This is a genomic window from Streptomyces sp. NPDC093510, assembly GCF_040683555.1.
Classification (GTDB): domain Bacteria; phylum Actinomycetota; class Actinomycetes; order Streptomycetales; family Streptomycetaceae; genus Streptomyces.
On record NZ_JBFBEE010000027.1, the window covers coordinates 13,183 to 33,637 of the forward strand.

General features: G+C 70.2%; 18 protein-coding genes. 8 read left to right on the forward strand and 10 right to left on the reverse strand.

Translation table 11 applies throughout. The features are described from left to right. Positions 1-28: 28 nt before the first annotated feature. The gene (locus AB0N81_RS33390; RefSeq protein ID WP_365365028.1) at positions 29-412 is read left to right on the forward strand and encodes a helix-turn-helix domain-containing protein; all 384 of its coding nucleotides are present in this window, start codon (positions 29-31) and stop codon (positions 410-412) included. Positions 413-628: 216 nt separating this feature from the next. Here AB0N81_RS33390 and AB0N81_RS33395 read toward each other — a convergent pair whose 3' ends face one another. After that, complete coding sequence (locus tag AB0N81_RS33395) at positions 629-1,000, reverse strand: DUF192 domain-containing protein (RefSeq protein ID WP_365365184.1); 372 nt, start codon at positions 998-1,000, stop codon at positions 629-631. Between the two features lie 359 nt (positions 1,001-1,359). Between AB0N81_RS33395 and AB0N81_RS33400 the strand changes: the two genes are divergently transcribed. Continuing rightward, positions 1,360-1,890 carry a hypothetical protein gene (locus AB0N81_RS33400; RefSeq protein ID WP_365365029.1) on the forward strand — a complete coding sequence of 177 codons (531 nt, stop codon included), beginning with the start codon at positions 1,360-1,362 and terminating at the stop codon, positions 1,888-1,890. 121 nt (positions 1,891-2,011) lie between these two features. Here the strand turns inward: AB0N81_RS33400 and mgrA are convergent, their stop codons facing one another. Then, entirely contained in the window at positions 2,012-3,049 is a 1,038-nt protein-coding gene (mgrA, locus tag AB0N81_RS33405) for an L-glyceraldehyde 3-phosphate reductase (RefSeq protein ID WP_365365031.1), read from the reverse strand. Positions 3,050-3,178: 129 nt separating this feature from the next. On the opposite strand from mgrA, the gene AB0N81_RS33410 reads away from it, so the two are divergent. From AB0N81_RS33410 to AB0N81_RS33425, 4 genes are all read left to right on the forward strand, one after another. Beyond that, positions 3,179-3,940, forward strand: coding sequence for an isoprenyl transferase (locus AB0N81_RS33410; RefSeq protein ID WP_365365033.1), 762 nt, complete (start codon positions 3,179-3,181; stop codon positions 3,938-3,940). 308 nt (positions 3,941-4,248) lie between these two features. Continuing rightward, complete coding sequence (locus AB0N81_RS33415; protein WP_365365035.1) at positions 4,249-5,571, forward strand: PhoH family protein; 1,323 nt, start codon at positions 4,249-4,251, stop codon at positions 5,569-5,571. Positions 5,572-5,953: 382 nt separating this feature from the next. Continuing rightward, entirely contained in the window at positions 5,954-6,691 is a 738-nt protein-coding gene (locus tag AB0N81_RS33420) for a lytic transglycosylase domain-containing protein (protein ID WP_365365037.1), read from the forward strand. Between the two features lie 136 nt (positions 6,692-6,827). Beyond that, on the forward strand, positions 6,828-8,165 hold the full coding sequence (locus tag AB0N81_RS33425; RefSeq protein WP_365365039.1) for an AI-2E family transporter: 1,338 nt from the start codon (positions 6,828-6,830) through the stop codon (positions 8,163-8,165). Between the two features lie 89 nt (positions 8,166-8,254). Here the strand turns inward: AB0N81_RS33425 and AB0N81_RS33430 are convergent, their stop codons facing one another. Next, complete coding sequence (locus tag AB0N81_RS33430) at positions 8,255-8,785, reverse strand: alkyl hydroperoxide reductase (RefSeq protein ID WP_365365041.1); 531 nt, start codon at positions 8,783-8,785, stop codon at positions 8,255-8,257. 15 nt (positions 8,786-8,800) lie between these two features. Next, the gene (locus tag AB0N81_RS33435; protein ID WP_150171589.1) at positions 8,801-9,355 is read right to left on the reverse strand and encodes a peroxiredoxin; all 555 of its coding nucleotides are present in this window, start codon (positions 9,353-9,355) and stop codon (positions 8,801-8,803) included. 141 nt (positions 9,356-9,496) lie between these two features. Between AB0N81_RS33435 and AB0N81_RS33440 the strand changes: the two genes are divergently transcribed. Further along, complete coding sequence (locus AB0N81_RS33440) at positions 9,497-10,441, forward strand: LysR substrate-binding domain-containing protein (protein WP_365365186.1); 945 nt, start codon at positions 9,497-9,499, stop codon at positions 10,439-10,441. A gap of 285 nt (positions 10,442-10,726) precedes the next feature. Here AB0N81_RS33440 and AB0N81_RS33445 read toward each other — a convergent pair whose 3' ends face one another. From AB0N81_RS33445 to AB0N81_RS33455, 3 genes are read right to left on the reverse strand one after another with little or no spacing between them, the layout of a single operon-like run. Beyond that, positions 10,727-13,072, reverse strand: coding sequence for an FtsX-like permease family protein (locus tag AB0N81_RS33445; protein ID WP_365365044.1), 2,346 nt, complete (start codon positions 13,070-13,072; stop codon positions 10,727-10,729). After that, positions 13,069-13,755: an ABC transporter ATP-binding protein gene (locus tag AB0N81_RS33450; protein ID WP_365365046.1), complete on the reverse strand. Its 687-nt coding sequence runs from the start codon at positions 13,753-13,755 to the stop codon at positions 13,069-13,071. The genes AB0N81_RS33445 and AB0N81_RS33450 overlap by 4 nt, the downstream gene beginning before the upstream one ends. Next, positions 13,752-14,279, reverse strand: a complete 528-nt coding sequence (locus AB0N81_RS33455) for a PadR family transcriptional regulator (RefSeq protein WP_150171593.1) — start codon at positions 14,277-14,279, stop codon at positions 13,752-13,754. Before AB0N81_RS33455 ends, AB0N81_RS33450 begins: the two co-directional genes overlap by 4 nt. A 250-nt stretch (positions 14,280-14,529) precedes the next feature. Between AB0N81_RS33455 and AB0N81_RS33460 the strand changes: the two genes are divergently transcribed. Further along, a complete protein-coding gene (locus AB0N81_RS33460) occupies positions 14,530-16,776 on the forward strand; it encodes a transglycosylase domain-containing protein (RefSeq protein WP_365365048.1) in 2,247 nt (748 codons plus the stop codon). A gap of 84 nt (positions 16,777-16,860) precedes the next feature. Here the strand turns inward: AB0N81_RS33460 and AB0N81_RS33465 are convergent, their stop codons facing one another. From AB0N81_RS33465 to AB0N81_RS33475, 3 genes are all read right to left on the reverse strand, one after another. After that, positions 16,861-18,900, reverse strand: coding sequence for an ATP-binding SpoIIE family protein phosphatase (locus tag AB0N81_RS33465; RefSeq protein ID WP_365365050.1), 2,040 nt, complete (start codon positions 18,898-18,900; stop codon positions 16,861-16,863). Positions 18,901-18,962: 62 nt separating this feature from the next. Next, positions 18,963-19,604 carry a class I SAM-dependent methyltransferase gene (locus tag AB0N81_RS33470; protein WP_365365053.1) on the reverse strand — a complete coding sequence of 214 codons (642 nt, stop codon included), beginning with the start codon at positions 19,602-19,604 and terminating at the stop codon, positions 18,963-18,965. Positions 19,605-19,720: 116 nt separating this feature from the next. After that, positions 19,721-20,407: a DUF402 domain-containing protein gene (locus tag AB0N81_RS33475; RefSeq protein WP_365365055.1), complete on the reverse strand. Its 687-nt coding sequence runs from the start codon at positions 20,405-20,407 to the stop codon at positions 19,721-19,723. Positions 20,408-20,455 lie beyond the last annotated feature (48 nt).

A 20,455-nucleotide genomic window follows, 5' to 3' on the forward strand; every position in this document is an offset into this window, starting at 1 on the left:
GTGTGCGGACGGAGCAGAGGAGTTGGCCGTGCCGAAGGACAGCAAGCCGTACGCCTGCGGACTGGACGCCGCGGTGGACGTCGTCGGCGGCAAGTGGAAGCCCATGATTCTCTGGGCGCTGCACTCGGGCGTGACGCTGCGCTTCGGTGAGCTGCGGCGGCACATCGCCGGCGTCAGCGAGAAGGTGCTGATCCAGCAGCTCCGGGAGCTGGAGTCCGACGGCATCGTGCACCGCGAGGTGTACCGAGAGGTGCCGCCGAAGGTCGAGTACTCGTTGACCGACCTCGGCCAGTCGCTCAACGCGGCCCTGTTGCCTCTGGGGTTGTGGGGGGACGAGCACATGCAGCAGGTGATCGCGAACAAGGGCGCGGTGGGCGCCGGAGCGGGCGAAGGCGCGAATAGTGCCGCGTAAGTGGGGAATTCGGGCATGACGCGCCTTGTGTCGCACCTCGTGACGTATGTCCCGTAATCGAAGCCGAGATTCCGCATCGTTATCAATACTGGCTCGATCCGCCCGTCGGCGTCACGTAAGTTCAGACCAAGGCTAATTCGCGCGAGCAAACCGCGCGGGCGGTGCCGCGCGGTGGAGGGGGCCGCGCGGCACCGCGAGCCTGCACCTCCCGCCGCATCAACCGTCGCGCACGACGATCCGCGCACCCCGGCGTACGCCCCACCGGGCCATCGCCCCGGCCTCCGCCTCGATCACATGCCGGGCCCGCGGGCGCGGCAGCCCGATCCGCCCGGGCCGCATCGTCCGGACGGACAACACGCGCCACTCCTGGTCGAGATACGCCACATCAATGGCGAAGCGCATCCGCACGGTGTGCACACTGCTCGCCGGCGTCAGCAAGATCGCCCCCGCCACGCCCGCGCGCCCGAGCAGACCCTGCCGCCGCGCCCGCGCCGAGCCCGCGATCTCCAGCGGGATCTCCGGAGTCTGCGATCGGGCCTCCGGGGAAGTCCCCGGGGCGGCTTCGGGCGGGGGAGCGGAGACCGTCATCGTCGCCATGTCCGCGAAGTTAGCGGCCCGGCAGCCCGGGGCGTCAAGCGCGCGCCCCTTCAGGGGTCCCTCTTGGGAGGTACGGCCGCGCCCGGCCGGAAATCGCCCTCGAACCCGCGATTCCGCCGGTAGAACGGGACCGCGCAGTCGTCGGCCGCTCTCGGAGAGTAGTTGTGTGGCGCGGATGCACCCAGCAGCACTTACGAAGGGTTATGGTGGAAACCCCCCCTCGGGCCGGTCCGTCTCCCCCCCACGGACCGGCCCGTTTTTTTGTGCCACGGCGTGGGCGCCCACAGGCCGGGTCCGATCGCCCCGGACCGACCGCCGGTGAAGATCGACACCCCGTTATCGTCAGGGACATGTCGAACGAGTTCCCGCCGCCGCCCGCTTCCCAGCCCGACCCGCAGTCCGGCCTCCCCAGGTACACCGGCCCCGCCCAGGACCCCGGACACGCATACGGCCCCGGATACGGCCCTGGGTATGGACCCGGCTACGGACCCGGCTACGGCTACGGACCCGGTCCGATGCCCCCGCAGCAGATGCCGGGCGTCGTGCGCGCCGCGCAGATCGTCATCTGGGTGCTCGGCGGACTCACCGTCCTCGGCAGCATCATCCTGATAGCCATGGCCAACCCGGAGACGGGCGGCGCCGCCCTCGGCGTGAACATCTGCCTCCTGGTCGCGGCCGGCATGGCCTTTCGCTTCGACGCCGGCGGCAACGGTGTCCGCATCACGTGCATCGTCCTGATGAGCGTGCAGATCCTCTTCGGCCTCGGCGGCGCGGCCTCCGGCAACCCGGGCGGCCTGCTGCCGCTGCTCGGCTCGATCGCCACGGTCATCCTGCTCTCGCAGGGCGCGGCAGGCGCGTGGTTCAACCGCCCGCGCGCCTGACGGAGCACGGAGCAAACACGCTACGCGCCGAACAGCAAACGCTCCGGCGCACGCCGTGGGCGAAAGGAGCCCCGGGCCGGAACGACTCCGGCCCGGGGCTCCCTCGTATCGACCCGCCGGGTCAGCCCCGCCCGGCCCAGATGTTGGTGCCGGGCGTCGACACGGCGAACGTGTCGATCGCGGACAGCTCGGCGTCCGTCAGCTTCGGACCCGCGAGCGCCGCCACGTTCTCCTCCAGCTGCTTGACGCTGGAGGCGCCGATCAGCGCGGACGTCATCCGCTCGTCACGCAGCACCCAGTTGAGGGCGAGCTGGGCGAGGGACTGGCCGCGGCCCGCCGCGATGTCGTTCAGGCCGTTGAGGCGGCGTACGACCTCGTCGCTCAGGAGCCCCGGGTCCAGGGACTTGCCCTGCGTCGCGCGCGAACCCTCCGGGATGCCCTTCAGGTACTTGCCGGTGAGCAGGCCCTGGGCGAGCGGCACGAAGGAGATGCAGCCCATGCCGGTCGCCTCCAGCGTGTCGAGGAGACCGTCCTCCTCGGTCCATCGGTTGATCATCGAGTACGACGGCTGGTGGATGAGCGCCGGAACGCCCATCTCCTTGAGGAGGCGCGCCGCTTCCGCGGTCTGCTCGCTGTTGTACGACGACACGCCCACGTAGAGCGCCTTGCCCTGCCGCACGGCCGAGGCCAGGGCGCCCATCGTCTCCTCGAGCGGAGTCTCCGGGTCGAAGCGGTGCGAGTAGAAGATGTCCACGTAGTCGAGGCCCATGCGCGCGAGCGACGCGTCCAGCGACGACAGCAGGTACTTGCGGCTGCCCCACTCGCCGTACGGGCCGGGGTGCATGAGATAGCCGGCCTTGGTCGAGATGACCAGCTCGTCGCGGTACGGGGCGAAGTCCTGCGCGAAGACCTTGCCGAAGTTGAGCTCGGCGGAGCCGGGCGGCGGACCGTAGTTGTTCGCCAGGTCGAAGTGGGTGACGCCCAGGTCGAAGGCGCGCCGCAGAATCCCGCGCTGCGTGTCGAGGGCCTTGTCGTCGCCGAAGTTGTGCCAGAGGCCGAGCGAGACGGCGGGCAGCTTCAGGCCGCTGCGACCCGTGCGCCGGTACTCCATCGAGTCGTACCGGTCCGGCGCCGCGCGATACATAGACGTGTCGTTCATGGGTACGAAGCTACTTCAGCAGCCTGCGCCCCGACTGTGGAGGGACACTAGAGCGACGGTAGGGTGTCGCCCTCGGGGTTGCTCTGGGCGCGCCCCTGGAGGATCGCCATCTGCTGGAGGCTGACACACGTGAACCTGCGCGACCTGGTGTACGGACTTTACGCACGCCGGGTGGAAGGCCGCCTCGACCACGACCAGGTGCCCAAGCACATCGGGGTCATCCTCGACGGCAACCGTCGCTGGGCGAAGGCTGCGGGCGGGACCACCGCACAGGGCCACCAGGCGGGCGCACACAAGATCGAGGAGTTCCTCGGCTGGTGCGCGGAGACGGACGTCGAGGTCGTCACGCTGTGGATGCTCTCGACGGACAACTTCGACCGGCCCGAGGACGAGCTGAAGCCGCTCCTGGGGATCATCGAGGCCACCGTGCGCTCGCTCGTCGCGGACGGCCGCTGGCGTGTGCACCACGTCGGCGCGCTCGACCTGCTGCCTGCCCACACCCAGATGGTCATGAAGGAAGCCGAAGAGGCGACCCACCACAACAAGGGAATACTGGTCAACGTCGCCGTCGGCTACGGAGGCCGCCAGGAGATCGCCGACGCCGTCCGCTCACTGCTCCTGGAGCACGCGGCGAAGGGCGCCGACCTGGAGGAGGTCGCGGAGAGCGTCGACATCGACCAGATCTCCAAGCACCTCTACACCAGCGGCCAGCCGGACCCCGACCTGGTGATCCGTACGAGTGGTGAACAGCGCCTCTCCGGATTCATGCTCTGGCAGTCCGCTCACTCCGAGTACTACTTCTGCGAAGTCTTCTGGCCGGCCTTCCGGAAGGTCGACTTCCTGCGTGCCCTGCGTGATTACGCGGCGCGCCACCGGCGTTACGGCGGCTGACCCGCCCGTGCCCCTGAGGTCGGGGTAACCCGGAGTTAACCAACGCGTCGTCATATGCCCTGGCATGGCTGCGCTTGTTCGAGGGAATAAGCCTTCCAGGTCGACGTCCCAGCAGTATCCGAAAAGGGACGTCGTATCTCAGCGGACGGCATGGGGCCGTCCGCCCGGGAGGCCCTTTGCACCAGGACGACCGTGTGCGCAACACGGGCGACGTGGAGGGCCGGCGCTCGGCCCACGCATCGTGGCCCGAGACCGGTCCTGCACCCTCCCGTCGCTCCCCGACCTCATCCGAGGGGGTACGTCCTTCCGTGGTGACCAGCACAAAGCGCCGCATGCCCGACAGGCGCACCTATGTTCTCGACACCAGCGTCCTGCTGGCCGACCCGAACGCCCTGACCCGCTTCGACGAGCACGAAGTAGTGCTGCCCGTCGTCGTGGTGACGGAGCTGGAGGCCAAGCGGCACCATCCGGAGCTCGGCTACTTCGCCCGGCAGGCACTGCGCCTGCTGGACGACTTCCGTATCCGGCACGGCCGCCTGGACGCCCCGATCCCGATCGGGGACCTGGGCGGCTCGCTGCGCGTCGAGCTCAACCACTCCGATCCCGGCGTGCTCCCGGCCGGCTACCGGTTGGGGGACAACGACTCTCGGATTCTCGCCGTAGCACGCAACCTCCAGGCCGAGGGGTACGACGTCACCGTCGTCTCCAAGGACCTGCCGCTCAGGATCAAGGCGTCGTCCGTGGGGCTCCTCGCCGAGGAGTACCGGGCCGAGCTCGCCATCACGGACTCCGGCTGGACCGGAATGTCCGAACTGACGCTCTCCGGAGAGCAGGTGGACCTCCTCTTCGAGGAGGACCATCTCTACGTCCCGGAGGCGGCCGACATGCCCGTGCACACGGGCCTCACCATCCAGTCCGAGAAGGGCAAGGCCCTGGGCCGCGTCACGGCCGACGGCAACGTCCGTCTCGTCCGCGGCGACCGCGAGGCCTTCGGCCTCAAGGGCAGGAGCGCCGAACAGCGCGTCGCGCTCGACCTGCTCCTCGACCCGGACGTCGGGATCATCTCGATGGGCGGCCGCGCCGGCACCGGCAAATCGGCGCTCGCGCTCTGCGCGGGCCTGGAGGCCGTCCTGGAGCGCAGGCAGCATCAGAAGGTGATGGTCTTCCGGCCGTTGTACGCGGTGGGCGGGCAGGAGCTCGGCTACCTGCCCGGCACCGAGGCCGAGAAGATGGGGCCCTGGGCGCAGGCGGTCTTCGACACGCTCGGCTCGGTCGCGGGCAAGGAGGTCATCGAGGAGGTCACGGCGCGCGGGATGCTCGAGGTGCTGCCGCTCACCCACATCCGCGGACGCTCGCTGCACGACGCGTTCGTGATCGTGGACGAGGCGCAATCCCTGGAGCGGAACGTCCTGTTGACCGTGCTGTCCCGCATCGGGGCGAACTCCCGTGTCGTACTGACCCATGACGTGGCCCAGCGCGACAACCTCCGCGTCGGGCGGTACGACGGAGTGGTCGCCGTCGTCGAGAAACTGAAGGGCCATCCGCTCTTCGCGCACGTCACGCTCACGCGCTCGGAGCGTTCACAGATCGCGGCACTGGTGACCGAAATGCTGGAGGACGGCCACATCTGACGCGGTATGCACGGTGATTGGCGCCGTCCGGCGAAGCGAGTGAGCCTAGCCGGGCGGCGTCTTCGCGTGTGCCTGTTTCCGTAAAACTCCTGGGGCAAACGGGGTGTGAGCTTTCCCACGCAACGGAGAATTGCCTTGCGCTGTCCGGCTGGGGCAGAGTCTGGGTCCTGTCAGGCCCCGCATGCGACACACCTGTACCCCCAGAGGTACGGCAACCCGAGCACCACAGAACTTCATAGTGACCGTCGCATGCCGCCCGAAGCACCACGCGACGCTCCCGCACCGGGAGTTGTCCACCGGGCCCGTGCCTCCCGTGACCGATCGACAAGCGGAGGCCAGCGCCAGGGGCACGATTGCGTCCGCGAGGTCACCTATGCGGGCGATGCTGGAAGGAAACCGTGTGAGCCGGATTTCGGTCCGGGGATTCGCCGTGGCTTCGGCCACCGCGGTCACCACCGTCGGCGCTGTCGTGGGTGTCGCCTCGGGCGACACCCAGCCCTCGAACACGAACGACCTCGAGGCAGCGGCAAGCGACGCGACGCTCCTCGCAGAGATACCCGCGGGTCAGCAGGCCCAGGTCCAGACCGCGTCCCTGACGCAGCAGGCCGACGCGCAGGCCATGGCCGCCGACACCGCGGCGAAGAAGACCGCGGCGGAGGAGGCCCGCAAGCAGGCCGCCGCCTCGGCCATCGAGAAGCAGAAGGCCGCGGAGAAGGCAGAGGCCGCCCAGAAGGCCGCGGAGAAGAAGGAGCGTGAGGAGAAGGCCGAGACCAAGGCCAGCCGCTCCTCCGCCCGCGACGCCTCCAGCTTCAAGCCCCAGGGCTCTTACACGGTCGCTCAGGTCCAGGCGATGGCACGGCAGATGGTCCCCGGCGACCAGTTCCAGTGCTTCAGCAACATCGTCAACCACGAGTCCACGTGGAACTACAAGGCACAGAACGCCTCTTCGGGTGCCTACGGCCTCGTCCAGGCGCTGCCCGGTTCCAAGATGGCCTCGGCGGGCGCCGACTGGCAGACCAACCCGGCCACGCAGATCAAGTGGGGCCTGAACTACATGAACGACCGCTACGGAAGCCCGTGCGGCGCCTGGAGCTTCTGGCAGGCGAACAACTGGTACTAGGCCCCCTTCCGGCCGTGCCGTGCTCAACCTGATGAGGCCCCTCACCGTCCTTCGGTGAGGGGCCTCATCCGTGTACGGTCGGTCCGGACAGCTCCAGGGGGGAGTGGTGGGGAAAGACGGGGGAAGAGGACGGAACATGTCGCGAGTGCCAGGGTGGTTCGGCCGGGTCGGTGCCGGACTGAGCGGGGTGAGCGAGCGGTTGAACGAGCGGCGTGAGAAGAACGCCGACCGGGACACCGACCCGGAGACCGGCGAGCCGGGTGACGTCATCACCGGCGAGCACGAGCAGGAGTACGTGCCCCCGCCGCCCGATTACGCGCCCGCGGTGGCACCCCGGCCCGATCCCGCGGCGGCCGTGCCGTGGGGGATGCGGGTCGCGGCCGAGGCCGGCTGGCGCCTCCTCGTCCTCGCGGGCACGCTCTGGGTCCTGATGAAGGTCATCAGCGCGGTGCAGCTGGTGGTGCTCGCCTTCGTGGCGGCCCTGCTGATCACCGCGCTGCTGCAGCCCACGGTGGCCCGGCTCAGGAACCTCGGTCTGCCGCGCGGTCTCGCGACCGCGGTCACCGCGATCCTCGGCTTCGTCATCATGGGCCTGGTCGGCTGGTTCGTGGTGTGGCAGGTCATGGAGAACGCCGACGAACTGTCGCGGCAGGTCCAGGACGGCATCGAGGACCTGCGCAAGTGGCTGCTGAACAGCCCCTTCCACGTGACCGAGGACCAGATCAACGACATCGCCAAGAGCCTGCGCGACGCGGTCGGCGCCAACACCGAGGAGCTCACCTCCGCGGGCCTCGAAGGCGTCACGGTCATCGTCGAGACGCTGACCGGCATCCTGCTCGCGATGTTCTCGACGCTCTTCCTGCTCTACGACGGCAAGCGCATCTGGCAGTGGTTCCTGAAGCTGGTGCCCGCCCAGGCGCGGCCCGGGATCGCGGGGGCGGGACCGCGGGCCTGGCGCACGCTCACCGCGTATGTGCGCGGCACGGTGATAGTGGCCATGATCGACGCCATCTTCATCGGCCTCGGCATCTACTTCCTCGGGGTGCCGATGGCGGTGCCGCTCGCCGTCATCATCTTCCTGGCCTCGTTCGTGCCGCTGGTCGGCGCCGTGGTCTCCGGTGCCCTCGCGGTGGTCGTCGCGCTGGTCACGCAGGGGGTGTTCACGGCCGTGATGGCGCTGGCCGTGGTCCTCGCCGTGCAGCAGATCGAGGGGCACATCCTGCAGCCGTTCATCCTCGGCCGCGCGGTGCGGGTGCATCCGCTGGCGGTGATCCTCTCGGTCGCCGCGGGCGGCATGGTCGCCGGGATCGGCGGGGCGGTCGTGGCGGTGCCGCTGGTGGCCGTCACGAACACGGTCGTCGGCTATCTGCGGGCGTACTCCCGCGAGGCGGCCCTCAAGCAGGCACCGCAGCCGCGGGGTGCCACGGCGGTGGGCGCGTCACCGGCGGAGCCGACGAAGCAGCCCCCGCTGTAGCTCCACTCCGTACGGGTGTACGGGAAACGCGAAGTGGGCCGGAACCCGAAGGTTCCGGCCCACTCTGTGTCTCTGGGCGTCTCTGGGCGTTACGCCAGGACGTCCTCGGAGTCCAGCGTGACGCCGACCGCCTGGATGACCGCGGCGACCTTGAAGGCCTCCTGGATCGTCTCGCGGTCGACACCGGCCTTGCGCAGGACCTGCTCGTGCGAGTCCAGGCACTGGCCGCAGCCGTTGATCGCGGAGACCGCGAGGGACCACAGCTCGAAGTCGACCTTCTCGACACCCGGGTTGCCGATGACGTTCATCCGCAGACCGGCGCGCATCGTCCCGTACTCCGGGTCGGAGAGCAGGTGACGCGTGCGGTAGAAGACGTTGTTCATCGCCATGACGGCGGCGGCCGACTTGGCGGCCGTGTACGCCTCGGGGGAGAGGTTCGCCTTCGCCTCGGGCTCCAGCTCGCGCAGCACCTTCGGGGAGCGGGACGCGATGGCGCAGGCCAGCACGGTGCCCCACAGCTGCTGCTGCGGCAGGTCGCTGTTGCCGATGACCGAGCCGAGGTTCAGCTTCAGGTCCTTGGCGTAGTCCGGTACGGCGGACTTCAGTTCGTCGAGTGCCATGTCAGAGGCTCCTGTTCACTCGCCGGAGAGCAGCGCGACCGGGTCGAGGGTCTCGTCGCCCTTGCTCCAGTTGCAGGGGCAGAGCTCGTCGGTCTGCAGGGCGTCGAGGACCCGGAGGACCTCCTTGGGGTTACGGCCCACGGAACCGGCGGTCACCATCGTGAACTGGATCTCGTTGTTCTGGTCGACGATGAAGACGGCGCGCTGCGCGAAGCCGTCCTCGCCCTCGATGCCGAGGTCACGCATGAGCTCGTGCTTCGAGTCGGCCAGCATCGGGAAGGGCAGGTCCGTCAGGTCCGGGTGGTCCTTGCGCCAGGCGTGGTGCACGAACTCGGAGTCGCCGGAGAAGCCGAGGATCTGGGCGTCACGGTCGGCGAACTCGTCGTTCAGCTTGCCGAAGGCGGCGATCTCGGTCGGGCACACGAAGGTGAAGTCCTTGGGCCACGCGAAGACGATCTTCCACTTGCCCTCGTAGGTCTTGTGGTTGATCTGCTCGAACTCCTTACCCTGCTCCAGCGAGACGCAGGCGGTCAGGTCGAACTCGGGGAACTTGTCACCGACAGTGAGCACACGTACTCCTTGCGCGAAGAGAGTCCCTTTTGGGGACTTTCCTGTGGGGTTGGACTGATGTCGATGGTGGCACAGGGTGCATTGATTAGGGAAATAGCTAGAGTGGGTCGTGTTGATCGGAGGTGGTTATCAGTGCGAGCCATAAATAGGGGCAAGCAGCCCAGTGGCAGACAGCCCAGCCTGGCGCAGCTCCGCGCCTTCGCCGCCGTGGCCGAGCATCTCCACTTCCGGGATGCCGCCGCGGCGATCGGGATGAGTCAGCCCGCGCTCTCCGGGGCCGTCGCGGCGCTGGAGGAGGCACTGGGTGTCCAGCTCCTGGAGCGGACCACACGCAAGGTGCTCCTCTCGCCCGCCGGCGAGCGGCTCTCCCTGCGGGTCAAGGCCGTCCTCGGCGAGGTCGAGGCGCTCATGGAGGAGGCCGACGCGGTCAAGGCGCCGTTCACCGGGGCGCTGCGGCTCGGGGTGATCCCGACCGTCGCGCCCTACCTGCTGCCGACCGTGATCGCCCTCGTCCACGAGAAGTACCCGGACCTGGACCTCCAGGTGCACGAGGAGCAGACCTCCTCGCTCCTCGAAGGGCTCACGGCAGGACGGCTCGACCTGCTGCTGCTCGCCGTGCCGCTCGGCATGCCCGGCGTCACGGAACTGCCGCTCTTCGACGAGGACTTCGTGCTCGTCACCCCGCTCGACCACTGGCTCGGCGGCCGCGAGGGCATTCCCCGCGAGGCGCTGAAGGAGCTCAACCTGCTGCTCCTGGACGAGGGCCACTGTCTGCGCGACCAGGCTCTCGACATCTGCCGGGAGGCGGGCCGCGCGGACGCCCCCGTCACCACGACCGCCGCCGGGCTTTCGACCCTGGTGCAGCTGGTCGCGGGCGGGCTCGGGGTGACGCTGTTGCCGCGCACGGCTGTGCGGGTCGAGACGACCCGCAGCAATCAGCTCCTTACCGGGTACTTCGCCGATCCCGCGCCCACGCGGAGGATCGCTCTCGCGATGCGGACCGGGGCGGCGCGGGCCGCGGAGTACGAGGAGCTGGCCCTGGCCCTGAAGGAGGCGGTGCGGCCGTTGCCGGTGCGGGTGGTGTGACCCGCACCGGCTCCTCCGCCGCGGCGCCGGTTCGCTTCTCTGCGCGGGCCGGTGGGGGTTGGTCGCGCAGTTCCCCGCGCCCCTGGGGGCCTCCGGCTCGGGTTTTTCCGCGGCCCGGTGGGGGTGTTCGCGCAGTTCCCCGCGCCCCTGACTGTGGGTCCTCCGGGTCGGGGTTTTCTGCGGCCCGGAGGGGGCTGGGCGCGCAGTTCCCCGCTCCCCTAAAAGCGCCCCCGCGCCCCTTAGAGCCTCCCCGCGCTCCTGAGGGGCGCCCCCCCCGAACGGGGGCTACTCCGTGCGCAAGCCGTCCGGGCGCATCATTCGGCGTAGGGGTGGGAGGCTCAGGAGGGTTACTGCTGCGACCATCGCCGCGCCCGCGCCCGTCAGGGGTACGAACGACCACCAGTCGGTGACGCTCTTGCCGATCATGCGGGTCATGACCACGCCGAGGCCGAGGCCGCCGGCGATCGCCAGGGCCAGGCCCAGGGCCACCGGGATCGCGGTCTGCCACAGCAGCGACCACGCCATCGACGAGCGGCGCGTGCCGAACGCGGTCAGCGCGGCCAGCAGGCGCTTGCGCTCGCGGAGTTGCTCGATCATCGACACCAGCATCGACGCGGCGATCAGCGCCATCGTGACGCTCGCGCCGATCTGCAGGCCGCGCGCGATGGACGCGTACTGCTTGTCGCGGTCGACCGCCTTGATCGAGTCCACGCCGAGGAAGGGGCTGATGCGGGTCGCCGCGTTGCGTACGTGCTCTTCGGCGTCCGGCGTCTTCGGGTCGAGCTTGACCCAGGACGTCGTACTCGCGTCGTCCAGCATCTTGATGTCGACCGCGCCGGGCGTGGCGAAGATGCCGTCGAACCTCGTGCCGGACGGGTTGGGCCGGGCCTTGACGGTGCGTGAGTCCTTCGGCAGCGTCCACAGGACCGGCTTCGCCTTCTTGTCGAAGTCGGGGTCGGGGCCGACGTTGACCGGCTTACCGGGGCGTGCGGTCGTGTCGACCCACTCGTTCTGCTTCCGGCTGCCCGTGTGCGAGACGAAGGTGTCGCCGTCCTTGCAGGAGCCGATGCCGGCGAGCTCGCGCAGGGTCGCGCAGGTGCCGATGGTCAGTTCCGTGGTCGGCGTTATGCCGTCCTCCTTCTTGCCGCCGGGCCGGGTGACGTACGCCTGCACGGTCCCGATGACCTTCGTGACGCCCTCGGTCCGGGTGAAGTCGTCGATCATCCGCTGGGCGAGCGGGCCGTTGCCGGTCATGCTGTGGACCGTCAGCTGCGCACGCGTGGGGTCCTGCCCGGTGACCTGGTTGAAGTCGTCGTGCATGGACGCGAACATCATCTGCAGCGCCACCGCGCCGGCCACCGCGACGGTGATCCCGCTGACCGCGCGGGACGCCGTGCCCGACGTCATCTGCAGCCTGCGGACGGCGAGCTGCCAGGGCACGGGACCGCCGCGCAGCCGTCCCACGACCGCCTCGACGAGCCAGGGGAGGAGTGCGCTGAGCCCGACCAGGGCGAGCGCCGAACCCACCGCGATCGCCGTCACGTTGACGGCGTCGTTGCCCATGTCGGCGTCGATGCGGCCGGAGAGAAGCAGGATGGCGATGCCGGCGGCCGGCAGGACCACCCGCCACCACAGGCGGCGCTTGCGCTGCTTGCCGCCCCTGACCACGCCGAGCGGCTCGATGGCGACCGACCGCAGCGAGATCAGCGTCACCAGGACCGCCGACACCGGCACGGCCACCGCGACCAGCACCACCAGGCCGGGCGCGGGCACCATGTCGGACGGGAACGCGCTGACGTTCGTCAGGTCGACGACGCCGACGAGCTGTCGTAGGAGCAGGAAGAGGACGGCGCCGGCCGCGAGGCCGAGCAGCGCCCCGAACAGCGCCTCGCCCGCGGCGATCCTGCGCACCGAGCGGGCGCTCGCGCCGACCAGGCGCAGCGCGGCGAGACGCCGGTCGCGCCGGTCCCCGCCGAACCGGACCGCGGTGCCGATGAAGATCGCCACGGGGGTGAGCAGGACGACGCAGATCAGCACGACGAGCGCCATCAGGAACGGGTCGAGGGGCAGCGAGTCGTCCTGGCCGAAGCGTTCGACGCGATGGGCGCCGTGCGCGGAGGTGAGGGGGTCGGCCCCCACGTAGTAGTAGAGCTCCAGCGGCGACACGAGCCCCGCCTCTCCGACGGTCCCGACCTGGCGGTACTTGCTGAAACGCTCCTTGAGCAGCTTGTTCGCCGGGTCGTCGAGCAGGTCGCGCAGCGCGGGCGAGACGACCATCTCGCCGGGCTCCGGGATCTTGTCGAGCCCCGGCGGCAGCACCGGGTGGTCGCCGTCGGCCTTCAGGAACCTGCCGGTCGCGGTGCGCCCGTGGAACTCGGTGCCGGTGTCGCGCACCATGATCGTCGCGTCGCCCGCCTTGGGCGGCTTGCCGTCCATCGAGGCGTACGGCGTGCGGGCGACCGACCGGTCGTCGCGGTTCTCCAGCATGTTCGGCACCGAGGCGGCGCCGAGCAGCAGGGCGACGCCGAGACCGACGCCGACGGCGGTCAGGATCGTACGGATCCAGCCCTCGCGGCCACCGCCCGCCGCGAACCGTATGCCCATGCCGAGGTCGCGTGTCCAGGCGCTCATACGATCCGCTCCATGTCGCGGGAGCGGCCGTCGCGCACGATGATCTCGCGGTCGGAGTAGGCGGCGACGCGGGTCTCGTGGGTGACGAGGACGACGGCCGCGTTGGTGGAGCGGGCCGCGTCGGTCAGGAGCTCCATGACGCGTTCGCCGTTGAGGGAGTCGAGGGCGCCGGTCGGCTCGTCGGCGAAGATCACGCGCGGGCTGGTGGCGAGGGCGCGGGCCACGGCGACGCGCTGGCCCTGGCCGCCGGAGACCTCGCCGGGCCGCTTGGCGGCGACGTCGTCGACCTCCAGGCGCTCCATCCAGGAGCGGGCGGTCGCCTCGGCCTCCTTGCGCCTGGCGCCGTTCAGACGCAGCGGGAGCGCGACGTTCTCGACACAGGTGAGCTCGGGCACGAGCTGGCCGAACTGGAAGACGAACCCGAACTCGCTGCGGCGCAGGGCGCTCAGCTCCGCGTCCGAGAGCCCGGTCAGCGAACGGCCGTTGTACGTGATGGAGCCCTCGTCGGGACGGACGATCCCGGCGAGACAGTGCAGCAGGGTCGACTTGCCGGAGCCGGACGGACCCATGACGGCGACGACCTCGCCGGGGTGGATGGAGAAGCCCGCGCCGTCGAGCGCGGTGGTCGGGCCGTACGCCTTGCGGAGTCCGTGGGCCACGAGAAGGGAACCTGCGGGGGTCATGCGGAGCGAACCTCCTGGGCGAGCTTGCCGAGACGTGCGGCGGTCAGTTCGAGCCACCGCAGATCGGCTTCGAGGTGGAACAGCGCGTGGTCGCAGATGAGCTGGTCGGCGAGGTCGCCCTTGCGCTTGCGGTCGGTGAGGATGCGCATCAGGCGCAGGTGTTCGGCGCGCTGTACATCGAGGAGTTCGGCGGCGTCGCGTTCGGTGAGGAGCGCGAGGACGACCTTGGTGTAGAGGGTCGACTGGAGGTAGGGCTCCGGCTTCTCCGGGGTGGCGAGCCACCGCTGGACATCGGTGATGCCGGCCTCGGTGATCGCGTACCGCTTGCGCTCGGGGCCGCCGCCCGCCTCTATGCCGTCGACCTCGACGAGGCCGTTCTTCAGCAGCCGGGACATGGTCGAGTAGACCTGCCCGTAGTGCAGGGGCTTGTCGTGCCCGAACTTCTCGTCGAAGGCGCGCTTGAGGTCGTAGCCGTGCCGGGGGCCGGATTCCAGAAGTCCCAGAAGGGTGTGGCCAATGGACATGCGGAGCACTCTACACGCCGTGTATACCCGCTGTGTATACGCCCGGTGCAGAGTCCGTCGGGCAGCTCACATGTGCGACGGCTGGGCAACCATCCAGGCCCTGCGAACGTCGGTTCTTAAGGGGCAGGTGCTCATTGTCACGTCCGCAAAAGACCGGATCGGCAGGAGTTTGTCCCAGGGTGCGGTGTTAGCTTCATGAGCTGACTCGACGTACGCATGTTGACTAGACGGAAGCGGAGCACTCTCAGTCATGGGCCGAGCCGAAGAACGACAAGCGCGGCAGCGCGGGGCCCGCAGGGCAGCGCGCAAGCGCCCGTCCGGCGGCAAGCGCACCGGCATACGCCGCTTCTTCACCTGGAAGAAGATCCTCGGGACGTTCTTCGGGTTCTGCCTGCTCGGCATGCTCGGCTTCGTGGTGCTGTACCTCGTGGTGGACATCCCCGAGGGCAACGCCGCCGCGAAGAAGCAGAGCAACATCTACAAGTACAGCAACGGCGAGGTCATCGCGCGGACCGGCGACGTGAACCGCGAGATCGTCGACCTGGACAAGGTCCCCGAGGGCGTTCAGAAGACCTTCGTCGCCGCCGAGAACAAGTCCTTCTACAAGGACGAGGGCATCGACTTCAAGGGCACGGCCCGCGGCGTCCTCAACACGGTGACCGGCAAGGGCAAGCAGGGCGGCTCGACGATCACCCAGCAGTACGTGAAGAACTACTACCTCACGCAGGACCAGACGGTCAGCCGCAAGCTGAAGGAACTGGTCATCTCGCTGAAGGTGGACCGCGAGAAGAGTAAGGACGACATCCTCGCGGGCTACATCAACACCAGCTACTACGGCCGCGACGCCTACGGCATCCAGGCCGCCGCCCAGGCCTACTACGGCGTCGACGCCAAGAAGCTGACGGTCGACCAGGGCGCCTACCTCGCCGCCCTGCTCCAGGCCCCCAGCCAGTACGACTGGCAGGCCGCGACCCCGACCGGCAGGAAGCTCGTCAAGGCCCGCTGGAACTACGTCCTCGACAACATGGTCGAGGAGGGCTGGCTGGACTCCGGCAAGCGCGAGGCGATGAAGTTCCCCGTGCCGGACGACCCCAAGGCGCCGCCCGGCCGTGAGGGCCAGATCGGCTACCTCGTGGAGGAGGCCAAGCGGGAGGTCCTGCGCAACAGCGGCCTCAGCGAGGCCGAGTTCGCGGCCGGCGGTTACACGATCACGTTGAACATCGACCCCAAGAAGCAGAAGCAGCTCGAAAAGGCCGTCGACGCGAAGCTGAACGACAAGCTCGACCGCAAGAAGAACAAGGCGGACGCCCGCGTCCAGGCCGGCGCAGCGTCCGTCGACCCCAAGACGGGCAAGGTCCTCGCCATGTACGGCGGCGAGGACTACGTGAAGCACTACACGAACAACGCCACCCGCCGCGACTACCAGTCGGCCTCCACCTTCAAGCCCCTGATCCTCGCCGCGGCCCTGGAGAACGGCTCCAAGACGCAGGAGGGCCTGCCGATCACCGCGAGCACCGTCTACGACGGCACCAGCGAGCGGCCGGTCAAGGGCGGCGACGTCGCCTTCTCGCCGCCCAACGAGGACGACATCAGCTACGGGCCCGTCACCGTCCAGAAGGCGATGAACAAGTCCGTCAACTCCGTCTTCGCGCAGATGGGTGTGGACGTGGGCATGCCCAAGGTCATGGAGACGGCGGGCAAGCTCGGCATGGACGTCAAGGGACTGCCCGCCGTGCCCGCCCAGACCCTCGGCTCCATGGGCGCGAGCCCGCTGGAGATGGCCGGTGTCTACGCCACGCTCGACAACCACGGCAAGAAGGTCACCCCGGCCCTCGTCGGCTCGGTCGAGCACAAGGACCGCACGGTCGACCTGCCCGACCCGATCGGCGACCAGGTCGTCCAGCGCGGCACCGCCGACTCCATCACCTCGGTCCTGACCGGCGTGGTCGACGACGGCACCGGCAGTGCGGTGCGCAACCCCGCGCAGGACGTGGCGGGCAAGACCGGCACCTCCGACGACAACAAGTCGGCCTGGTTCACCGGCTACACGCCGAAGATGGTCACCTCGGTCGGTCTGTTCGGCGAGGGCGCCCAGGGCACCGCCGAGGAGCACAAGCAGGTGTCGATGAGGGGCGCGGGCGGCTTCCCGCGCATCAACGGCTCGGGCTTCCCCGCCCAGATCTGGGCGGCCTACACGTTCGACGCGATGGGCTCGCCGAGCTCGTTCGACCTCGACACGAACATGGGCGCCGCCATCGCACCGGTCCCTGACCCGACGTCGAAGGCCCCGAAGGAGCCGTCGAGCACGCCGAGCGAGCCCGAGGACGACGAGCCGACGAAGAAGCCGTCGAAGACGCCGACCCCGACGAAGTCGTCGGCGACGCCGACCCCGACGCCGACACCGACCAAGACGACCCCGTCGCCGACGGCCGACCCGGACCCGACGGACACCGAAGGGCCCCCGGACCCGGAGGACGGCAGGCCCAGCAGGGACTGACCGCAGGGTTCAGCCGCATCAGCGCAGAAAGGCGCCCCGGACCATCCAGGTCCGGGGCGCCTTCCCGTACGCCGCCGGGTCCTGTCAGTTCCGGTTCAGCTCGAACCAGACGACCTTGCCCGTGCTCAGCCGCGTGGCACCCCAGCGCCGCGCCATCTTGTTGACCAGGTACAGGCCGCGGCCGCCCTCGTCCGTGGCGCGCGCCTGGCGCAGCCGCGGCAGCTGCGGCACGTCGTCGCCGACCTCGCAGCGCAGCACGTCGGTGCGGAGCAGCCGCAGCGTGATCGGCCGCGACGCGTACCGCACGGCGTTCGTCACGACCTCGCTGACGAGCAGCTCCACCGAGTCGGTCAGCTCCTCGAGACCCCAGCGCACCAGCGCGCTGCGGGCCAGGCGGCGGGCGCGGGACGGCGTCGCGTCCTCCGGCTCAAGGAACCAGTACGCGACGTCGCTCGGCGCGATCCCGTCGAAGCGGGCGGCGAGCAGCGCGATGTCGTCGTCCCGGTCGCCGGGGCCGAGCATGTCGAGCACCTCGTCGCAGAGCGCCTCCAGCGGCGGCGGGTGGTCGGGGCCCGTCAACTGGGCGGTGGCCGCGAGCCGCTCGCGCAGCTGCTCTATGCCGGTCCACACGTCGCGGAGGCGGGACTCGACGAGCCCGTCCGTGTACAGGAGCAGCGTCGCGCCCGCGGGGGCGTCCAGCTCCACGGCCTCGAAGTCGACGCCGCCCACGCCGATGGGGGCGCCCGGCGGCATCCGGAGGACCTCCGCGCGGCCGCCCAGGTGCAGCAGGACGGGCGGCGGATGGCCGGCGTTGGCGATGGTGATGCGGTGCGAGACCGGGTCGTAGACCGCGTACAGGCAGGTCGCCATGCGGTCGGAGCCGAGCCGCTGGGCCTGCTCGTCCAGGTGGTGCAGGACCTCCTGGGGCGGCAGGTCGAGACCGGCGAGGGTCTGCGCCGTCGTCCGCAGCTGGCCCATGATCGCGGCCGACGTCATGGAGTGCCCCATGACGTCGCCGACGACCAGCGCCACGCGGCTGCCGGGCAGCGGGATCGCGTCGTACCAGTCGCCGCCGACCCGGGCCGTCTCGGCGGCCGGGAGATAGCGCGAGGCGAGCCGCACACCGGTCGGGCGGGGCAGCGTCTCGGGCAGCATGGTGCGCTGCAGCTCGTCGGCGATGTACGCCTCGCGGCCGTACAGGACGGCCTTGTCGATGCCGAGCGCGCTGTGCGTGGCCAGCTGGGCGGCGACCAGCAGGTCGTCCGCCTCGAACGCGGGCCGGTCGGGGCGGCGCAGGAACACGGCCGCGCCGATCACCCGGCGGCGGCCCCGCAGCGGCGCGAGGATGCCGCGCTGGCCGCCCGGCAGGGTGCGGCCCTCGCCGAGCAGTTCGGGCAGCGCGGCCCGCGCCGCCGCCGAGTCCGCGAAGACCGGGCGCACACCGCGCAGCACCTCGGCGAGCGCGCCGCCGGGCCGCACCTCGCACAGCTCGGCGCTGCCCATCACGTCGGTGATGTCGGGCGCCGACTGATGCGCGGGCGGCGTGCCGCCGTCGGTGTCGGTGTCCTCGCCGCCCTCCTCGATGGAGCGCAGCCGGTCGGAGCGGCGCAGCCGCAGGACCAGCGGGCCCGTGGGCCGTTCGTCGCCGACGGGCAGCGGGTCGCGCAGATAGACCAGGATCGCGTCGGAGAATGTCGGCACGGTCGCCCGGCAGAGACCCATCACGATCTCGTCGAGGTCTATGCCGCGTGCGATGCGCCGGGTCGCGGCGCCCACGAAGCGCAGCCGGTCGCCGTCGCGCCGCATCGCCACCGGGCCGGTCCCCGGGGGCCGCGGCTGCCCGGAGCGTCGCTCCTCGCCGTCCGGCGGACCCACGGGCACGGGTCCTGACTGCGACGGCACGCCGCTCTCCGGGACGGGGCGCGGCCGGTGCGGGTCGGGCTCGGCGGCCGAGGACGCCGAGTGCGCCGGGGACTGGGTGTGTTCACCGGAGGGCGGCACGGCTGTGCCGCCCTCCTCCGAGGTCCCGGGGGAACGCAGCAGCGCCCCGCGGGGATCCGCGGGGGCGGTCGGCCGGGCAGCTGGTGCCTTGCGACCCTCGTGGGGGGTGAGGTGCTCCGTCACGCGTTTCGAATCCGTCCGTCCGGGGCTGCGCGCCGTGCGCGCCGTCCAGCGTTGCACGTTGCTCAGCCGCGTCGGCAGTGCAGGAAGATCTGGTGCTCGGGTGGTACGTCGGTGCTCGCGGGGGCGTACGAGTACGTGTCCTCGCCGGTGATCTCGAAGCCCGCGTCACGCACGACCTGCCGCAGTTCGTCCCGCAGGTAACCCGATACCCGGATTGTGTGCCCCAGGAACGGAATCGCCGCGTCGTCCAGGTCGGCCTCGACCATGGACAGCTCCATCAGGCCGCCCGGCAGCAGCAGCCCGTGCAGCAGCCGCAGCGCCTCGGGGATCTCGGCGCGCGGCAGCATGAGGAGGGAGAAGAAGCACACGACACCGTCGAACCGGCCGACTCCGCCCGGGCCTTCGGCCCGCAGGTCGGCGATGTCGAGTTGCCGGAACTGGGCTGCCGGGACGTTCTTTCCCGCCAGGTCCAGCATGCCCGCCGAGATGTCCGTGCCGAGCACCGAGTGGCCGGATTCGGCCAGCTGCCGGGCGGTCGGCAGACCGGTGCCGCAGCCCACGTCCAGGACGCGGGAGCCGGGCGGGAGCGCCGTGGCGAGGTGGCGGCCCGCGGCCAGCTGGCCCTCCTTGTGCGGGAAGGCTTCGTCGTAGTGCCGCCCGATGGCGTCAAAGGCCTCGGCCTGACCTCTGCGGTCCTCGCTCACGTTCTGCCGCCCCTCGATGACTTCCTGTCAGGCACCGCGCAGACCCACGGAGTTACTGCTGTGCGCCCTTGCGGAGGACGATCCTACGTTTGAACCACGGGGGCGCATCAAGGGTCTCATGAGGACACATGCGCGGGCGTACGGTCCCAGTCATCCGGAAGGGTCGGTACGACCCAGGACGGATCGGGGCGCCAGTGCTGCCAGCCGTCCGAAAACGGTGCCCGCCAGTCATCGATCACGTCAAGCGCGGCCCGCCCCGCGGCACGTACGTCGGAGGCCTTCTCGTCGTCCATCAGGCCCACCCGGCGGGCCTGCGCGAACTCGTCCTCGTCGTGCCAGCGCCAGCTGCGGTCCGGCCGCACGGAGATGTCCAGAAAGTGATCCTCGGAGTCGACGCCGCCGGCCCAACGGGTGCGCGGCTCCTCCAGGTTCACGTACCAGCACTTGAATTGCCAGCCCGGCTCCCAGAACAGCCAGACCGACCACGGCTCGTCCGGCCGCGCCAGCTTCAGGACGCCGGTGCCGAACCAGTGGTCCCTGCGGACGGTGCGCGGCTTGGTGTAGCGGGTGGCCAGCGGCTCGTCGTGCACGGACGTGCCGTCGGCGATCACCGGCTTCACGCACTCGGTGCCGGGCGCCATCCACACGGCGAGCACCTCGTCGGTGTCCCGCACGACGGTGACGGGGCGGCAGATGTGGATACGGTCCCCGGAATTCTCCCGGTACCGCCACAGGATGTGGTCTCCGGGTGCCCACCGCACCGCCCCGCCACCGGTCGTCGTCTTCCCGTCGAGGTCTGTCATGCACAGATACTAGACGCCGACTTTGCCGGGCACCGGCCCCCGCGGGAC

Coding starts and splice junctions, on each gene's coding strand:
- AB0N81_RS33395 (WP_365365184.1), bottom strand. CDS start 1,000: ATGACGGTCTCCGCTCCCCCGCCCGAAGCCGCCCCGGGGACTTCCCCG.
- AB0N81_RS33400 (WP_365365029.1), top strand. CDS start 1,360: ATGTCGAACGAGTTCCCGCCGCCGCCCGCTTCCCAGCCCGACCCGCAG.
- mgrA (WP_365365031.1), bottom strand. CDS start 3,049: ATGAACGACACGTCTATGTATCGCGCGGCGCCGGACCGGTACGACTCG.
- AB0N81_RS33420 (WP_365365037.1), top strand. CDS start 5,954: ATGCTGGAAGGAAACCGTGTGAGCCGGATTTCGGTCCGGGGATTCGCC.
- AB0N81_RS33425 (WP_365365039.1), top strand. CDS start 6,828: ATGTCGCGAGTGCCAGGGTGGTTCGGCCGGGTCGGTGCCGGACTGAGC.
- AB0N81_RS33430 (WP_365365041.1), bottom strand. CDS start 8,785: ATGGCACTCGACGAACTGAAGTCCGCCGTACCGGACTACGCCAAGGAC.
- AB0N81_RS33445 (WP_365365044.1), bottom strand. CDS start 13,072: ATGAGCGCCTGGACACGCGACCTCGGCATGGGCATACGGTTCGCGGCG.
- AB0N81_RS33450 (WP_365365046.1), bottom strand. CDS start 13,755: ATGACCCCCGCAGGTTCCCTTCTCGTGGCCCACGGACTCCGCAAGGCG.
- AB0N81_RS33455 (WP_150171593.1), bottom strand. CDS start 14,279: ATGTCCATTGGCCACACCCTTCTGGGACTTCTGGAATCCGGCCCCCGG.
- AB0N81_RS33460 (WP_365365048.1), top strand. CDS start 14,530: ATGGGCCGAGCCGAAGAACGACAAGCGCGGCAGCGCGGGGCCCGCAGG.
- AB0N81_RS33475 (WP_365365055.1), bottom strand. CDS start 20,407: ATGACAGACCTCGACGGGAAGACGACGACCGGTGGCGGGGCGGTGCGG.